Genomic DNA, 15,525 nt, shown 5'->3' on the forward strand with positions numbered 1-15,525 from the left:
TCTCCAGCCCCCGGCCGGGGCCGTCCCGGAGAGGTCGGAGCCGAACGCCGGTTCCCGACAGCCGTCGGCGAGAAAGGTCGCCGCGCCGCGCCGACGGCCGCCGGTGGGCTCAGCCGGCGTCCTCCGGCCGGGCGATCCGCGCGATCTCGTCGCCGAAGCCGTCGGCGATCCGGCGGGCGGTCATCCCGGTCACCGCGGCCGGGTCGTACTCGACCACCCCGTGCAACGGCCCGCCCGGGACGCGGGGAAAGACCTCGACCGTCAGGTCGTACTGGGCCGCCAGCGGGCGCACCCGGATCTCCTCGACCGTCACCCCGGGCACCGACCACCGCGGCTCCGGCCAGTTCGACCAGGCGAACTGCACCCGCAGCAACGCCGCCCGGCGCCGGCGCAGGCTGCGCAGGATGGCCGGCAGCGTGACGTCCTGGTGCCGCATCGCCTCGACCACGGTGCCGTGCAACGCGGTCAGCTCGGCGTCGTCCGGCTCGGCCGGCACGTGGACCGGCACCGGCAGGGCGACCACGAAGAAGCCGACCGTCGCGTCGTACCGGCGGTCCTCCCGGGCCGAGTGCGGCACCGCGACCGCGAAGGACCGGTCCCCGGTCACCCCGGCCACGGCCCGGCCGAACGCGGCCAACCCGAGCACGAACGGGGTCACCCCCAGCCCGCCGGCCCGCCGCCGCAGCCGGTCGACGAGCTCACCCGGCACGGACAGCGGCTCCTCCCCCAGCGCCGGCCCCGGCGCCGCGTCGGGGGTGTCGGGCCAGGTCACCGGCGCGAGGTCACGGAACCGTTCCGCCCAGCGCCGGGTCCGATCGGGCAGGTCCGGGGCCTGGCGGGCGGTCGCCTCCGCCGCGGCGAACGCGGCGTACGGCACCGGCGCCACGGGGTGCGGCCGCCCGGCCAGCTGCGCGGAGATCTCCTCGGCGAGGATCGCCACGCTGTCCCCGTCGACGGCGGCGTGGTGCACCGCCAGCACGAACAGCTGACCGCCGGCGCACGGTTGCAGGCCCGCGACGACGAGCGGCCCGTGCTCCAGGCTGACCTCGGCGGTCAGCTCGTCGGCGAGGTGTTGCGCGGCGACGGCGACCGGCTCCCCGGCCGGCGCGGGCCGGCGGCGCACGGCGAGCGCCTCCTCGACCCGCAGGGGTCGGGCCGTCGGCAGGCCGTCCTCGTCACCGTGCACGGCCGTGCGCAGGGCGTCGTGTCGCGCCACGACCGTGGCCAGCGCACCGGCGACCGCGTCCGGGTCGACCTCGCCGACCAGCCGGAAGGCGACCCGGAGCACGTTGCCCAGCGCCTGCTCCGGGCGGACGTTGTCGTCGAGCCAGAGCCGCACCTGGCCCTCGCTGAGCCGCCCGTCGCCGGCCACGGGCGGCGGGTCCGCCGGCCCGGCCGCCGCCCGCTGCGCCAGCCAGGCCGCCAGCGCGGCCACCGAACGGTGCGCGAAGACGTCCGTGACCCGCACGTTCGCCCCGGTCACCAGGTGCAGCCGGGTGGCCAGGCGGGCGATGTCCAGCGAGTCCAGGCCGACGGTCACCAGGTCGTCGTCGTCGGTCCAGCCCGGCCGGCCCACCAGCGCGGCCACCTCGTCGCGCACGGCGTCGCGCAGCCGGCCGCCGGCCGGGGCACCGGGCCCGGCGCTCATCGGGCCAACCGCCGGGCGGTGTCGGCCAGCAGGCCGACCACCGAGTCGACCAGGGCGCGCACGGTCTCCCGGTCGTAGTGGTCGGTGCTGTACTTCACGCCGACGAGCAACCGGCCGTCCACGATGTCGCCCTCGAACATCAACTGGTACCGCTCGCGCTGCCGGGGCGACCGGTTGAGTCCGGGATCCTCGTCGGCGTCGGCCAGGGCGGACCCGGCGGGCCGACGCTCGATCCGGTCGAGCTGCCCGCGGTAGTTGAGCCGGACCGGGCACGCCGGCAGCGCGGCGAGGGTCGCCCGCTCGGCGTCGTCGGGCGACCGGAACCGCAGCCCGTCGAAGCCGTAGCGGCGCTCGGGGGCGGTCGGCTCGGCCGCCAGCCGCACCACCTCCGCCGCGTCCGCGCCCCGCACCGTGCACACGTGCGGGTAGGTGGCCTGGACGTACCCGATGGTGCGCGACAGGTCCAGCCCGCCGACCGGCACGTCCCGGCTGTGGGTGTAGACGTCGACCGCCTGGGTCGGCCGGCCGCTCCACCCGGCCAGGGCCACGCAGATCGCGGCCAGCAGCAGCTCGTGTGCCCGGGGCACGCCCCGGTCGAGCCGGAACAGCAGCCGGTCGGTGTCCTCCGCGCCGAGCCAGGCGGTCTCGGTGCGCACCGTCGTCAACAGCCCCGGACCGTGCCGGTCGTACGGCAGCGGCCCGACCTCGTCCCACGGCCGGTCCCGCCACACCTTCGCGTCGCGCCGCGCCTCGTCGCCGCCGACGTACCCGGCGAACGCGGCGGCGACCTCCCGGACCCCGGCCGTGCTGGCCGGGAGGGTGACCTCGCCGCGCCGGCCGGAGGTGACGGCCGCGTCCAGGTCGTCGACGAGCAGCGACATCGACCACCCGTCCAGCAGCAGGTGGTGCACCACCAGGAACAGTCGCCCCGGCGCGTCGGGCACCCGCAGGTGCACCAGCCGCCAGACCGGGCCGTCGGTCAACGACAGGCTGCGCTGGATCTCCGCCAGCCGGGCCTCGACCCGGGCGGACACGTCCGCCGCAGGGCCGCCGTCGAGGTCGACCACGTCCACCACGGACTCCGGCCGCACCTCGACCTGCCGGGCGTCGACCCGGTCGTCGTGGAACGCGAACCGGCTGCGCAGCACCGCGTGCCGGTCCAGCAGCACGCGCGCGGTGTCCATCAGCACCTGCCGGTCCAGGTCGGCCGGCACGGTGAACAGCGCACAGAGCACGAAGGCGTCCACGTCCGGGATCGGGCCGTCGTGCAGCCACCGCAGCTGCGCCGGCAGCAGCTCCACCGGGCCGGTGGCGTCCACCGCCGCCGTCGGCGACGAGCCGCGCATCGGCCGGGCCCGCGCCGCGGTGGCGCGTACGGTGGCCGCCGCGAGCAGGTCGGCGGGCGCGACGGTCCAGCCGGCCGCCCGGGCCCGCGCGGTGATCTGCATGGCCAGCAGCGAGTCCCCGCCCGCCTCGAAGAAGTCCTCGTCCGGGTCGAGGTCGTCGACGCCGAGCACCGTGCGCCAGATCGGCAGCAGCGCGGCCAGCGCGTCTCCGCCGGACGGCGCGTCCCCGGCGGCCGGCGCGTCAGCGGCGGGCGGTGGCCCGGTCTGTTCCCGCCGCTCGGCGTAGCGCCGCTCCAGCTCGGCGGCCACGGCCCGCCGGTCCAGCTTGCCGTTGCGGTTGACCGGCACCTCGGCGACGACGGTGCCGAACGCCGGCACCATGTACGGCGGCAGCACCCCCGCCGCGGTGCGCAGCACCTCGGCCGGGTCGGGTCGCCGGTCGCCCCGGGCGGTCAGCAGCGCACCCAGCACCGGCTCGCCCCGACCACGGTCGACCAGGCCCACGGCGGCCGCCAGCACCCCGTCGTGTCGGCGCAGCGCCGCCTCGACCTCCTCGGCCTCGATCCGGTAGCCGCGCAGCTTGAGCTGCCCGTCGGCGCGGCCGACGAACTCCAGGACGCCACCGGCGAGCTCCCGCACCAGGTCGCCGGTGCGGTAGCGCCGGTCCCCGCCGGGTGCGTGGACGAACCGCTCCCGGGTCGCGTCGGGACGGCCGACGTACCCCTCGGCCAGCAGCCCGCCGAGGTACAGCTCGCCGACCTCGCCGGCCGGCACCGGCGCGCCGTCGGCGTCGAGGACGTGCGCGCTGCGCCCCGGGAACGCGGGACCGATCGGCAGGCCGCCGCCGGTCGCGGGCACCGCCGCGCCCGGCGCGATGCGGTAGGCGGTGGCGGTGACCACCGCCTCCGTCGGACCGTACGCGTTGACCAGCTCGGCGTGGGCCAGCGGGGAGGCCCGCCACGGGGCCAGGTCGTCGATCCGGGCCGCCTCACTGCCGATGATCACCAGGCGTACCGACCGGAACGCGGCCGGGTCCAGGCCGTCGACCGAGGCCAGCAGGCTGCGCCAGTATGCCGTCGGCAGTTGCAGCACGGTGATCCCGTGCCCGGCGACGATGCCCGCCAGCTCCGGCGCGGCCGGCAGACCGGCCGGGTTCAGCACCAGCGCCGCGCCCGCCGCCCAGGCGGACCAGATCTCCTCCTGCGCGACGTCGAAGCCCAGCGAGGCGAACTGGAGCAGCCGGTCGGCGGGCCCCAGACCGAAGTAGCCGGCGGCCAGCCGGGCGTGCTCGGCCGCCGCCCCGGCGGCGACGGCCACCCCCTTCGGCTCGCCGGTGGAGCCGGAGGTGTGGATCACGTACGCCAGCCGCGCCGGGTCGTCCGGTTCGGCCACGGCGCCGGTCGCCTCGGCCAGCGTCTCCAGCGGCACGACCCGTGCCGACAGGCCGGCCAGCCGGTCGGCGAGGGCGCGCGGCGCCACCACGGCGATGCAGCCGGCGTCGGCCAGCACGTAGCCGATCCGGGAATCCGGTGCGGCCGGGTCGACCGGCACGAAGCACGCGCCGCGCCGGTACAGCGCGGCCAGGGCGATCAGCTCCGCCGTGCCCCGGCCGAGGACCAGGCCGACCCGGTCGCCGGGGGCCACCCCGGCGTCGCGCAGCCCGGCGGCGGCCCGGGTGACCGCCTGGTCGAGTTCGGCGTACGACAGGGTCCGCTCGCCCTCGACCAGCGCCGGGCGCTGCGGCCAGCGGGCGGCCGAGGAGGCCAGCAGCCCGGCCGGGCCGGTCCGCTGGGTGGTGGTGCCGGAGGTCCGGTCCATGGGGTTCTCCTTTCCTGCCCGCGCTCAGGCCGGCGTGCCGGACTCGACCACGACCGGCCCGCCGGCGACGAGTTGCCGGCTCTTGGCCAGGTGCCGTGGGGACAGGCCCTCGAGGGTGGTCGACCGGACCCGGGCGTAGCACCAGCGGCGGGCCACGGTGGCCGCGCGGGCGTCGCCGTCGGCGAGCCGCCGGGCGGCGTGGGCGACGAGCAGCGCGCCGGTGTGGCAGGCGCTGAGCGGGTCGAGCAGGTAGGCCAGCCCGGCGTCGACACCCTCGTCGTCGAGGCGGTAGTCCTCCTCGACGACGTCACGCAGCACCGGCACCAGCTCCCGGACGGCGGTCGCCGCGGGCGCCAGGTAGTCGGGGGTGCGGGCGGGCGTGCTCGCCTCGATCTCGGCCAGCACCGCGTCGAGGCCCGGCCGGTCCAGCACCTCCCGGCGGGCGTCGCGCGCCAGCCGTACGGTGTCGCCCGGGTGGCGGCGCACCTCGTCGGCCAGCGCCGCCACCGCGCCCCGGTCCTCGGGGCCGAGCAGCGCGAGCACGCCGCCGACCGCGCCGGCCGCGTCGCGGTGCACCCGCCAGGCGGTGAGGGCGCGGACCGCGGGGGTGGTGTCCGGGGCGGCGGCGGTCGCGGCGGCGACGAGCGCGGCCTCGACGACGACCAGCAGGTCGGCGGCGAGTTCGACGCCCAGCGGGTCGGCCGTGATGGCGGCCTCCCGCACCGGGCGCACGGCGGTCAGCATGGCCCGGGCGAGCCGCAGGGCCGGGTCGGTCGGTGCGGTCCCGCCGGCCGGCAGGTGCGCCGCGACGGCCGGGTGTTCCAGAAGGACCTGGGCGAAGGGGTCGGTGGGGTTCATGCCGCCGGCACCGCCGGGGTGCGCAGCACGACGGAGACCAGCGCGGCGGCCGCGCGGGCGCGGTCGAGCGCCTCCTCGGGCGAGGCGCCCACCGCCTGCACCCCGACGGTGCGCACCGGCGGGCCGTCCGGCCGGGCGAGTTCGTCGCCCGGCTCGCAGAGCACCTCGACGTCGACGACGCCGTCCCGGGCCCGGGCCTCGTCGGCCCCGGCCACCTCCACCACCTGGCCGACGGCGCCGGTGACGCCGTACCAGATCGCGGCGTACCGGTCGTCGGGGGCGGCGACGAGCCGCTCCCGCACCTCGTCGAGCACCCGCAGCCCCACGCTCTGCCGGGCGAGCGCGTCGACCAGGTCGACGTCCCGGACCCGCCGCAGCAGGTACGGGATCTCGTCGCCGGCCGGGCGCAGGTGCGTCTCCACCACGCGCACGCCCGCGTCGGTCAGGATGACCTCGGTGTGGGTCACCCCGTCGCGGACCCCGAGGGCGTCCAGCACGGCGTGCACGGTCTTGTCGATCGACGCCTCGTCGGCGGCGTCGAGCCGGGCCGGGAGGGTGTGCCCGAGCTCGCCGAAGTGCCGGGGCTCGGTGACCTTCGCGGTGATGCACGCGCGCAGGTGCACCCCGTTCTCGCTTAGGCACTCGACACTGTATTCGCGCCCTTCGTGCAGGGGCTCCAGCAGCGCCTCGGCGGAGTCGAGCTCGCCGGCCTGCCGGTCGAGGAAGGCCAGCGCGACGGCCAGGTCGCGCGGCCCGTCCACCCGGGACACCCCGCAACTGCCCACCCCGCGAACGGGCTTGCAGACCAGCGGGAAGCCGAGCGTGTCGGCCGCCGCGCTGGCCTCCGCCAGGTCGCGCACGCGGATCGCCCGGGTGTCGTCGACCCCGGTGGCCGCCAGCCGTTCCCGCATGGCGACCTTGTCGTGCACCCACCGGACCGTCTCCGGCCGGTGCGCGGGCAGGCCGAGCGCGGCGCCGATGGCGGCCAACTTGTCCTGGTCCTTCTCGCTGTAGGTGGCGAGGGCGTCGAACGGGTCGCGGGCGTGGATCGCCCGGGCCTCCGCCACCCACTCCTCCTCGGGCCCGTCGTCGGGGAAGACCACCACCCGGGCGTTGCGGCCGACGTCGCGGACCCGGGGCAGCACCTCGGCCCGGCAGAACACCGAGGTCCGTAGGCCGGGCGCGGCCGCCCGGGCCAGGGCCGGGGTCTCCCGCCCGCCACCGACGATGAGCAGGTGCGTAGCGAGGCTGCCCTCTCTCATCCGGTCTCCTCCCACGAGTACGCGACGCGGCGGGCGACCAGGTCGCATTCCGGCGCTGACCACCGCATCGTCCGACGCAATTCCTACTTGTTCGGCATGGTTGCCGGCGAAATGGGTCGACGCGACCGGGCGAGCCTCATACCGGAGCCACCGAAGGATGTCCGCGAAATGACACCGAAACGATCGCAGCCCCCATTTCGCCCCCATTTCGCGTCGCTCGTCGACACCCGGCACACCGTTTGTCGACACGCATCGTCCGCAGCGTCGACGCCCGCGAACCCGCACATGGTAGCCCATGGTCACGACATCCGCCCGGCCGTCCGTCCACAACGAACGGTCGATGACAAACACCATCCAAAGCGGACAATCTGCGGCTTGTTACAGTCGTTGACGTTCATCATCGTCATCTGTATTATCGCTCGGACCACGGCCGGGTAATTCCACCGACCATGGTCAGCTCAAATCCTGCGCGCACCGCTGCGCGCAATTCCGATTCGGGGGGTTCGGACGGTGGATTTGGTCGTCGTCGGCTATGGCCGGGCCGGTCAACAACACATTGCGGCACTGTCCCGTTCGGACACCGCGCGGCTGCATTCCATCCTCGAAACGGATGTGACAGTCACCACAGGAGACACCCCCCGCGCCGCGTCGTGGGAATCGGTGCTGACCGATCCCGCCGTGGACGCGGTGTCGCTGTGCCTCCCGCCGGGCGGCCGCGCCGACCTCGCCTGCGCGGCGCTCGCCGCCGGCAAGGCGGTGCTGCTGGAGAAGCCGCCGGCGACCACGCTCGCCGAGCTGTCCCAGGTCGAAGCGGCGGCGGTCGCCGCCGGCCGGCCGGCGGCGGTGATGCTCCAGCACCGGCACGTCCTGCCCGCGGCGGCCCTGCGGACCTCCTGGGGCCCGACCGCCGCGGCGACCCTGCTGGTCAGCCGCCCGCGGACCGCCGCGCACTTCTCCGGCTGGCGGGCCGACCCCGGCCGCGCGCTCGGCGGAATCGTCGCGCACCTCGGCGTCCACTACCTCGACATCGCCTGCCAACTGCTCGGCATGCCGGTCTCGGTGACGATCACCGACCGCGCCGAGTGCCACCCCGGGATCGACCTCCAGTGCACCGGGGTCATCACCTTCGACTCGCAGGCCACCCTGGCCTTCACCGTCACGGCCCGGGCCGGCGCCCGCGGCGAGCGCCTCAGCGTCGTCGGCGATCCGGGGCACCTGGACATCGCCGACGGCGCCGTGGACGCCCAGATCGACGGCCAGCGGATCCGGACCGAGCCGGTCCCCGGGCCGGAGCTGCGCCGACGGGTCATCGACGAACTCGCCGCCGACACCCCGCCCGATCGCAGCAGCCTGCGCCGCAGCCGGGGGGTCACCCGCCTCCTCGAGCTCACCGCCGCGGTCCCGGCCCGATGAGCGCCGGCTTCGGTCTCTCCTCCGGTTCGGCCCCCGCCCTGGCCGGCGCCGCCCTCGCCGACCTGGTCCGCGAGTGCGGCGGCGACACGGTGGACCTGCGCGCCGGCAAGGGCCACGGCTGGGAGGCGGACGGCCTGACCCCCTTCACCGAGCGGGGCGTCCGCGTCGCGTTCGTCGGCATCTCCGTCGCCCTCGGCGACCCCCGGCACACCCCGGAGGACGTCGCCCGCCTCGCCGGGGCCTGGCCGGGGCGCCCGGTCAAGGTGTTCGCCGACGTCGGGGCGGCCGCCGCCGGCGGGCTGGTCGCGGCGCAGGTGGCCGCACTGGCCACGGGCCGCAACGCGGCCGACGTCCTGGTCGAGACCCACCACGGCCGCGCCCTGCCGGCGGAGCTGCGCGAGCTGCACGACCGGTACGGGCTCCGCGTCGTGCTCGACACCGCCGGCCTGGCCGCCACCACCGACGATCCGGCGGCCGCGCTCGGGCTGCTCCGGCCGGCGGTCGCCGCCGTCCAGGTCAAGGGCTTCCGACTACGGCCCGCAGGCGGCTCCGACCACCATCCACTCGGACCCGACGACCTGGCCGAGCTGACCGCGCTGTTCCGGGCACTACCCCCGGACGGGCTGCCCGTGACGGTCGAGTCCCGGGCCGGGACACCCCGATCCGACCTGCGGCACACCGTCGCCGCCTGGTCCCGCGCGCACCACGGGAGGTGATCGTGCGTCTCGCCATCATCAACGACGAGGTGCACCAGGACCTGGGCACCGTCATCGACAGCATCCGGCGGACCGGCCTCGACGGTGTCGAGCTGCGGTCCTGCGCGGGCGTGCCGCCGCACCACCTGGACGACGCGCAGCTCGACGCCATCCGCCGGGATGTCCGGCAGGCCGGACTGGAGATCGCCGGATTCTGCCCGCCGGCGCTCAAGTGCCCGCTGCCGGAGACGGACGAGGACCTGGCCCGGACCGCCGAGCTGCTGGCCCGCGCCGTCGCGCAGGCCCGCCTGCTCGGCGCCCCGCACATCCGGATCTTCAGCTTCTACCGCACCGGGGACCCGGCGCCGGAACGCGCCGCCCGCGCCGCCGAACGCGTCCTGGCCGCCGTCGACCTCACCGGCGTCGAGCTGCTGCTGGAGACCGGCACCCGCACCAACACCCCGACGATCGCGCACTCGCTGCGGTTCCTCGACGCGTTGGGCCGCGACGAGCTGGGCATCCTGTGGGACCCCGGCAACAGCGTGTTCAGCGGATGGCACGCGGACCCCTACCCGGCCGACTACGAACTCGGCCGGCAGCTGATCCGGCACGTGCACGTCAAGGACCCGGACGGCCGCAACGGATACGTCCGGCTCGGCGACGGTGACCTGCCCTGGCCGGCCATCGTCCGCCGCCTCGCCGACGACGGATACGACGGCTGGCTGTCGCTGGAGACGCACTGGCGGCACGGGCGGGTCCTCACCCAGGCCCAACGCGACGAACCGTGGGGCGAGCCGTTCAGCGCGGACGGCTACCACGCCAGCGTCGAGTGCATGCGGATCCTGCGGCAGATGGTCGAGGCGACGCGTTGACCGACCCGCTGATCCTGCTCGGCTGCCAGCGTTCCGGCACCACGGCCCTGGCCTGGGCACTCAGCGAGGCGTACGGCGCGGCTGGCGGCCACTTCACCGTCAACGGCAAGCTGCCCTACCTGCTGGACCGGTGGTGCCGGCAGGACGACGTGGACGCCCGGCACCTGCGCGCGGACGAGATCCTGCACGCCCTGCGGCGTCGCCCGCCCGGCGGGGCCGGGGTCGAGCGGTGGCTGTGCCAGGTCGAGACGTCGCTGCGCCGGGCCGCCGCCGACACCGCCGCCGGCCGGGCCCGCGACGCCGACGAGCTGGCCCGCCGGATCCTGGCGGAGAGCTACGCCGGCTTCCCCCGGTGGGGCGACAAGTACAACGAATACCTGCTCCACCTGCCGTCGCTGTTGCGCATGCTCCCCCGGGCCCGGCTGCTGCTGCTGGTGCGGCACCCCACCGAGGTCGCCGAGTCCATGCTCGGCTGGTCCGGTGACCGCCCGTGGCGTCCGGAGCGGCCCGCCGACGCGGTCGCGAAGTGGGTCGCCTGGCACCGGCAGTGGCCGCTCGCCTGCCGCACCGTGCCGGCGCACCGGCGGCTCGTCGTCGACTACCACGACCTCTGCGCCGGCGCCGTCGACGACCTGCTCAGCGAGTTCGTCGAGGTGGATCTGGGCGCCGCGCTCCGCACCATCACGCCGCGCCGGCGGGCCACCACCGGCGTGCCGCTGTCCGCGGCGGCGGGACAGCTGTGGGCCGAGCTGAGCGACCAGGCGGCCCTGACGTCCAGGTCCCGGGGCGAGACCACCGGGACGTCGAGAAAGGCAGAGAGATGACCGACACCACCACGTCGACCTTCGGGTACGGCCCGGAGCACGACTCGAACTACGGCTACGGCCTGCACCACGTCCAACTGGCCATCCCGCCGGGCAGCGAGGACCAGTGCCGCGCCTTCTACGTGGGTGTACTGGGGCTCACCGAGGTGCAGAAGCCGCCGGTGCTGGCCGCCCGGGGCGGGCTCTGGGTGCGCGGCGACCGACTGGAGATCCACCTCGGGGTGGAGCAGGACTTCCAGCCGGCCCGCAAGGCGCACCCCGGCATCCTGGTCGGTGACCTCGACGCGCTGGCCGCCCGGCTCACCGCCAACGACGTCGAGGTGACCTGGGACGACAACTTCCCCGGCCACCGGCGCTTCTACGCCTTCGACAACCTGGGCAACCGCCTGGAGTTCCTCCAGCCCGACCCGGAGAACCCGGCACGATGGTGACCGCGGCGTCCGCGCTGTCCGTACACGACCTGGTCGTGGCCACCGGCCCGCGCGGCCGGGAACGGGTGGTCCTGCGCGGCGGGCACCTCGAGGTCGCCGCCGGCGAGGTGCTGCTCGTGCTGGGCGACGCCGGCAGCGGCAAGACCCTCACCGCGTCGGTGCTGGCCGGGCACTACCCGGCCCGCTTCGGGCGGATCGACGGCACGGCGGCCACCCAGCGTCGCGGCCTGCTGCGCCGGGGCGGCCGGCCGGCCGTACCCGGCATGCGGCGCCGGCCGGTGTGGTCCTCGGTGGACGCGGCGGCGGCCGCCCGGCCGGCCCTGCTCGTGATCGACGACGCCGACGAGCTGCCGGCGCCCGACATCGCGGCGCTGCTGCGCCGGCGCCGGGCGGACGGGCTGCCCACCGTGCTGTTCGCCGCGCACGCCGTCGCCGGCGCCGACCGGGTGATCCGCCTCGACCGTGGTGCGCTGCTGCCCGGGCCGGCGGCCCGGGCGGCGGCGCGCACCGTCGTGCTGCCCCCCGACGAGCTGCGCACCCGCACCGCGGCGGCGCTGCACGCGGCCGGCACCCCGCGCGAGGTCGCCGACCGGGTGGCGGACGTGCTGGTCGACGCCGACGTCCGGGGGCACCGCTCACACGGCGTCGGGCTGCTGCCGATGTACCTCGACCGGATCCGGGCCGGCGGGATCGACCCCCGGGCCACCCCGGAGCTGACCGTCCGGGACGGCACGGCCGCCGTGCACGCCGGTGGCGGATTCGGCCAGCCGGCGGCGGACCTGGCGGCGCGGTGGTGCGCGCGGACGGCGGCGAGCCACGGGGTCGCCGCCGTCTCCGTCCACCACAACAACCACATCGGGATGCTGGCCGCCTACCGGCGGCCGTTCCAGGAGCACGGGGCCGTCGGCCTGCTGCTGAACATCTCCGGCCCGTCGGTCGCCGCGCCGGGGGCCCGCCGGCCGACCCTGGGCAGCAACGCGATCTGCCTGGTCACGGCGCGTGCCGACGGCGAACCGTTCGTCATCGACCTCGCCACCGGGGTGGTCGCGGCCGGAAAGATCCGCAACGCCGAGCACCACGGCCGGCCCGTCCCGCCCGGGTGGCTGCTGGACCGGCAGGGCCGGCCCAGCACCGACGCCCGCGAGCTGGACCTCGGCGGCTCGATCCCGGTCTTCGGGGACTACAAGGGACTCTGCATCACCCTGATGGCGGAGATCCTCGCCGGGGTGCTCGGCGGCCAGACGGTCAGCCCGCTGGTCTCCAAGCAGCGCAAATACCCGGACCGGTCGATGGACTGCAGTCAACTGTTCGTCGGCTTCGGCCTGGCCGCGTTCGGGTCGCCGCCGGTGGACGACCTCGTCGACCGGCTGCACGACGCGGTGCTGGCCGGCCACGACACACCGCCACCCCGGCCGTACTTCCCGGACCAGTTGGAGGCCGACGCCACGTCGACCGCGCAGCGCGACGGCATCGAGGTGCCCGCCGCGGTCGCCGCCGCCCTGGAGGTTGCCGCATGACCGACGCCCACCTGCACCCGTGGCTCGGCTCCGCGCCGGGCTGGCCGCTGGTGCTCTACTTCCACCACGTGCACCCCACGCTCGACCACTACACCTCGCTCACCCCGGACTCGTTCGCCCGGGGCGTCGAGACGGTGCTCAAGACGGTCGGCCCGGCCCTGGCGCCGCCGGACGTGAGCACCGATCCGGCCTCCCGACCGGAGCAGCCGACGGTGCTGTTCACCTTCGACGACGGCTACCGCGACACCATCGAGCACGCCCTGCCGGTCCTCGACGCGTTCGGGGTGCGTGCCCTGTTCTTCCTGATCACCGACCGGGTGCCGGAGGTCGGCGGGGCGCGGGCGGTCGACGACCCGTGGCAGGCGTACCTGGGGTGGGACGACGCCCGCCACCTCGAGCGGGCCGGTCACCGGATCGGCGCGCACACCCGTAACCACGTCAAGCTGACCGAGGTCGACGCCGAGACCCGCCGCCGCGAGGTCGACGGGTCGATCGAGGCGGTCAGCGCCGCGCGGCACCGGACCGGCCCGGTGCCGTTCGCCTACCCGTACGGCCTGGTGCCGGCGGACCCCGGCCTGCCCGCGGGCACGGCCGGGTTCGGCACCGTGAAGGCGCCGGCCCGCCCGTGGTCGGCGGATCCGGCGCGGATCCGGCGCACCTACCTGCCGACCAACGCAGACGACGACTGGGCCGCGCTGTGCCGCGGCTGGAGGGATCAGTGGTGGGCCTCGTCACGGTAGTCATCCCGACCCGGAACCGGCCGCGCGACCTGCGGCAGTGCCTGCTCGCCCTGCGCGAGAACGACCTGCGCCACCTGGACGAGGTAATCGTCGTGGACGACGCGTCGCGGCCGGTGGTCAGCGAGGAGGTGGAGCTGGCGAACCTGCCGGTCCGGGTGCTGCGCAACCACACGTCGCTGGGGGCGATGGCGTCCCGCAACCGGGCGGCGGAGGAGGCCGCCGCGCCGATCCTGGGCTTCCTCGACGACGACGCGCTGCCCCGCCAGGACTGGCTGTCCCGGATCGTCGAGGGCCTGGCGGAGGATCGGGGCGCCGTCACCGGCCGGGTGCTCCCCTTCGACCAGGGCGTCGTGTCCCGGGCCCGGCAGGCCCGCTACCTGCAGCGCTACCGCAGCCTCACCGAGGGCCAGCCGGTCACCTTCTTCGCCGGCGGCAACAGCGCCGTCTGGCGGGACCTGTTCGTCAAGGCGGGCGGGTTCTCGGCGCTCGGCGTCGGCGGCGACAACAGCGTGGTGGACGGTCTGCAACGCCTCGACCGTCCGGTCTGCTTCCTGCCCGAACTGGTGGTCGTGCACCGCAACGGCAAGGGCCTGCTGCGGGCCTTCCTGAACGCGTACCACGCGGGGCGTGACCACCCCCGGCCGTTGTCCGCCGGCACCGCGCTGCGGGACGTGCTGCGCGCCCGGCCCGTCCCGGCCGACCCGGCCAGCCAGGCCCTCAACTGGGCGTTGCAGGTCACCCACACGATGGCGCGCGGCCTGGCCGCGCCGCGACCGGCGGACCGCCGGATCGAGGTGTGAGGTGACGACCGCTCCCCCGCCGGGCCGGCTGCGGCGGTTGCTGCCGGACACCCGCGCCGGGCGGATTCTGGCGCTCAACGCACTGGTCAGCTCGGTCGGCAGCGGCCTGTTCCTGGCCGGGTCGATCCTCTACTTCACCACCGTCGTGGGGCTGTCGTCGGTGCAGGTCGGCATCGGGCTGTCGGTCGCCGCCGCCGTGGGGTTCGCCACCACCGTGCCGATCGGGCGGCTGGCCGACCGGTTCGGTCCCCGCCGGGTGCTGGTGGTGCTCACCCTCTGGCGCGCGGTCGGTTACCTGGCCTACCTCTTCGTCACCGACTTCTGGCAGTTCCTGCTGGTCGCCTGCCTGCTGTACGTGGCCGACCACGGCGGCCCGCCGATCAACCAGGCCATGGTGGGCGCCCTGTTCGACGGCCCGCGCCGGTCCCGCACCATGGGGTTCGTCCGCGCGGTACGCAACGCCGGCCTCACCGTCGGCTTCGCGGTCGCCGGCCTCGCGCTCGCCGACGGCTCGCCCACCGCGTTCCGGCTGCTGTTCCTCGGCAACGCCGCGTCGTTCGTCGTGTCGGCCCTGCTGATCCTGCGGCTGCCCGAGGTCTCCGCCCGCGTCCGCGCCGACGAGGAGGACGAACGTCCGCCGCGCCCGCCGGCGCGGGATCCGGCCTACGTCACCGTCACCGCCGCCAACGGCGTCCTCATGCTGCACAGCACCGTGCTGCTCGTGGTGCTACCGGTGTGGATCACCCAGCACACCACCGCCCCGGCCTGGGTGCTTACCGCGTTGCTGACGGCCAACACGGCGTTGACGGTGCTGACCCAGGTGCCGGTCACCCGCTTCGCCGACACGTTGGCCAAGGCCGGGCCCGCCAGCCTGGTCAGCGGCCTGGTGCTCGTGCTCGCCTGCCTGCTGTTCGCGCTGACCGCCGCGCTGGACTCGGCGCTCATGGTGGGCGTCGTCCTGGGGGCCGCGGTGGTGGCGCTGACCGCCGGTGAGGTGCTGCACTCGGCGGCGTCCTGGCAGGTGTCGTTCGACCTGGCGCCGCCCCGGGGGCAGGGGCGCTACATCGCCTTCTTCCACCTCGGCCTGTCGGCGGAGGAGATCGTCGGCCCGGCCGCGGCGCTGTGGCTGCTGGCCGCCGCGGGCACCGGCAGTTGGCTGCTGCTCGCCGTCGTGTTCCTGCTGTCGGGCCTGGTCGTGCACCGCACCGTACGCGCCGCCGGGGCCCGGCTCGCGGTGGAGTCGCCGCCGGCCCCGGTGCCCTGACCCGCCGGCCGGCCCGACACCAGCCGGTGGAGAACGC

The 15,525-nt window shown here is 75.9% G+C and carries 13 protein-coding genes; 9 read left to right on the forward strand and 4 right to left on the reverse strand.

The annotated features are described in order from the left end of the window. Nucleotides 1-109 precede the first annotated feature (109 nt). Genes K7640_RS02170 through K7640_RS02185 form a run of 4 tightly spaced genes read right to left on the reverse strand, consistent with a single transcriptional unit; the run spans nt 110 to nt 6,932 of the window. On the reverse strand, nt 110-1,648 hold the full coding sequence (locus tag K7640_RS02170) for a condensation domain-containing protein (RefSeq protein WP_222952934.1): 1,539 nt from the start codon (nt 1,646-1,648) through the stop codon (nt 110-112). Beyond that, entirely contained in the window at nt 1,645-4,812 is a 3,168-nt protein-coding gene (locus K7640_RS02175; protein WP_222952935.1) for a non-ribosomal peptide synthetase, read from the reverse strand. The genes K7640_RS02170 and K7640_RS02175 overlap by 4 nt, the downstream gene beginning before the upstream one ends. Nucleotides 4,813-4,836: 24 nt before the next feature. Continuing rightward, nucleotides 4,837-5,670 carry a hypothetical protein gene (locus K7640_RS02180; RefSeq protein ID WP_222952936.1) on the reverse strand — a complete coding sequence of 278 codons (834 nt, stop codon included), beginning with the start codon at nt 5,668-5,670 and terminating at the stop codon, nt 4,837-4,839. Then, the gene (locus K7640_RS02185) at nt 5,667-6,932 is read right to left on the reverse strand and encodes an ATP-grasp domain-containing protein (RefSeq protein ID WP_222952937.1); all 1,266 of its coding nucleotides are present in this window, start codon (nt 6,930-6,932) and stop codon (nt 5,667-5,669) included. Before K7640_RS02185 ends, K7640_RS02180 begins: the two co-directional genes overlap by 4 nt. 510 nt (nt 6,933-7,442) lie before the next feature. On the opposite strand from K7640_RS02185, the gene K7640_RS02190 reads away from it, so the two are divergent. The 9 genes from K7640_RS02190 to K7640_RS02230 are packed head-to-tail and all read left to right on the forward strand — an operon-like array spanning nt 7,443 to nt 15,488. Further along, nucleotides 7,443-8,345, forward strand: coding sequence for a Gfo/Idh/MocA family protein (locus K7640_RS02190; RefSeq protein ID WP_222952938.1), 903 nt, complete (start codon nt 7,443-7,445; stop codon nt 8,343-8,345). Continuing rightward, complete coding sequence (locus K7640_RS02195) at nt 8,342-9,061, forward strand: hypothetical protein (RefSeq protein ID WP_222952939.1); 720 nt, start codon at nt 8,342-8,344, stop codon at nt 9,059-9,061. The genes K7640_RS02190 and K7640_RS02195 overlap by 4 nt, the downstream gene beginning before the upstream one ends. A 2-nt stretch (nt 9,062-9,063) precedes the next feature. Beyond that, the gene (locus K7640_RS02200; protein WP_222952940.1) at nt 9,064-9,912 is read left to right on the forward strand and encodes a sugar phosphate isomerase/epimerase; all 849 of its coding nucleotides are present in this window, start codon (nt 9,064-9,066) and stop codon (nt 9,910-9,912) included. After that, a complete protein-coding gene (locus K7640_RS02205; protein WP_222952941.1) occupies nt 9,909-10,736 on the forward strand; it encodes a sulfotransferase in 828 nt (275 codons plus the stop codon). Before K7640_RS02200 ends, K7640_RS02205 begins: the two co-directional genes overlap by 4 nt. After that, on the forward strand, nt 10,733-11,167 hold the full coding sequence (locus K7640_RS02210; protein WP_255607754.1) for a VOC family protein: 435 nt from the start codon (nt 10,733-10,735) through the stop codon (nt 11,165-11,167). The genes K7640_RS02205 and K7640_RS02210 overlap by 4 nt, the downstream gene beginning before the upstream one ends. Next, nucleotides 11,161-12,684 (forward strand): Ldh family oxidoreductase, encoded by a 1,524-nt coding sequence (locus K7640_RS02215; protein WP_222952942.1) that lies wholly within the window; start codon nt 11,161-11,163, stop codon nt 12,682-12,684. The genes K7640_RS02210 and K7640_RS02215 overlap by 7 nt, the downstream gene beginning before the upstream one ends. Then, nucleotides 12,681-13,424, forward strand: a complete 744-nt coding sequence (locus tag K7640_RS02220) for a polysaccharide deacetylase family protein (RefSeq protein ID WP_222952943.1) — start codon at nt 12,681-12,683, stop codon at nt 13,422-13,424. The genes K7640_RS02215 and K7640_RS02220 overlap by 4 nt, the downstream gene beginning before the upstream one ends. Next, nucleotides 13,406-14,224 carry a glycosyltransferase family 2 protein gene (locus tag K7640_RS02225; protein ID WP_222952944.1) on the forward strand — a complete coding sequence of 273 codons (819 nt, stop codon included), beginning with the start codon at nt 13,406-13,408 and terminating at the stop codon, nt 14,222-14,224. The genes K7640_RS02220 and K7640_RS02225 overlap by 19 nt, the downstream gene beginning before the upstream one ends. A 1-nt stretch (nt 14,225) precedes the next feature. Beyond that, nucleotides 14,226-15,488 (forward strand): MFS transporter, encoded by a 1,263-nt coding sequence (locus tag K7640_RS02230; protein WP_222952945.1) that lies wholly within the window; start codon nt 14,226-14,228, stop codon nt 15,486-15,488. Nucleotides 15,489-15,525 lie beyond the last annotated feature (37 nt).

The organism is Micromonospora sp. PLK6-60, from assembly GCF_019890675.1.
In the GTDB taxonomy this organism is placed as follows: domain Bacteria; phylum Actinomycetota; class Actinomycetes; order Mycobacteriales; family Micromonosporaceae; genus Micromonospora.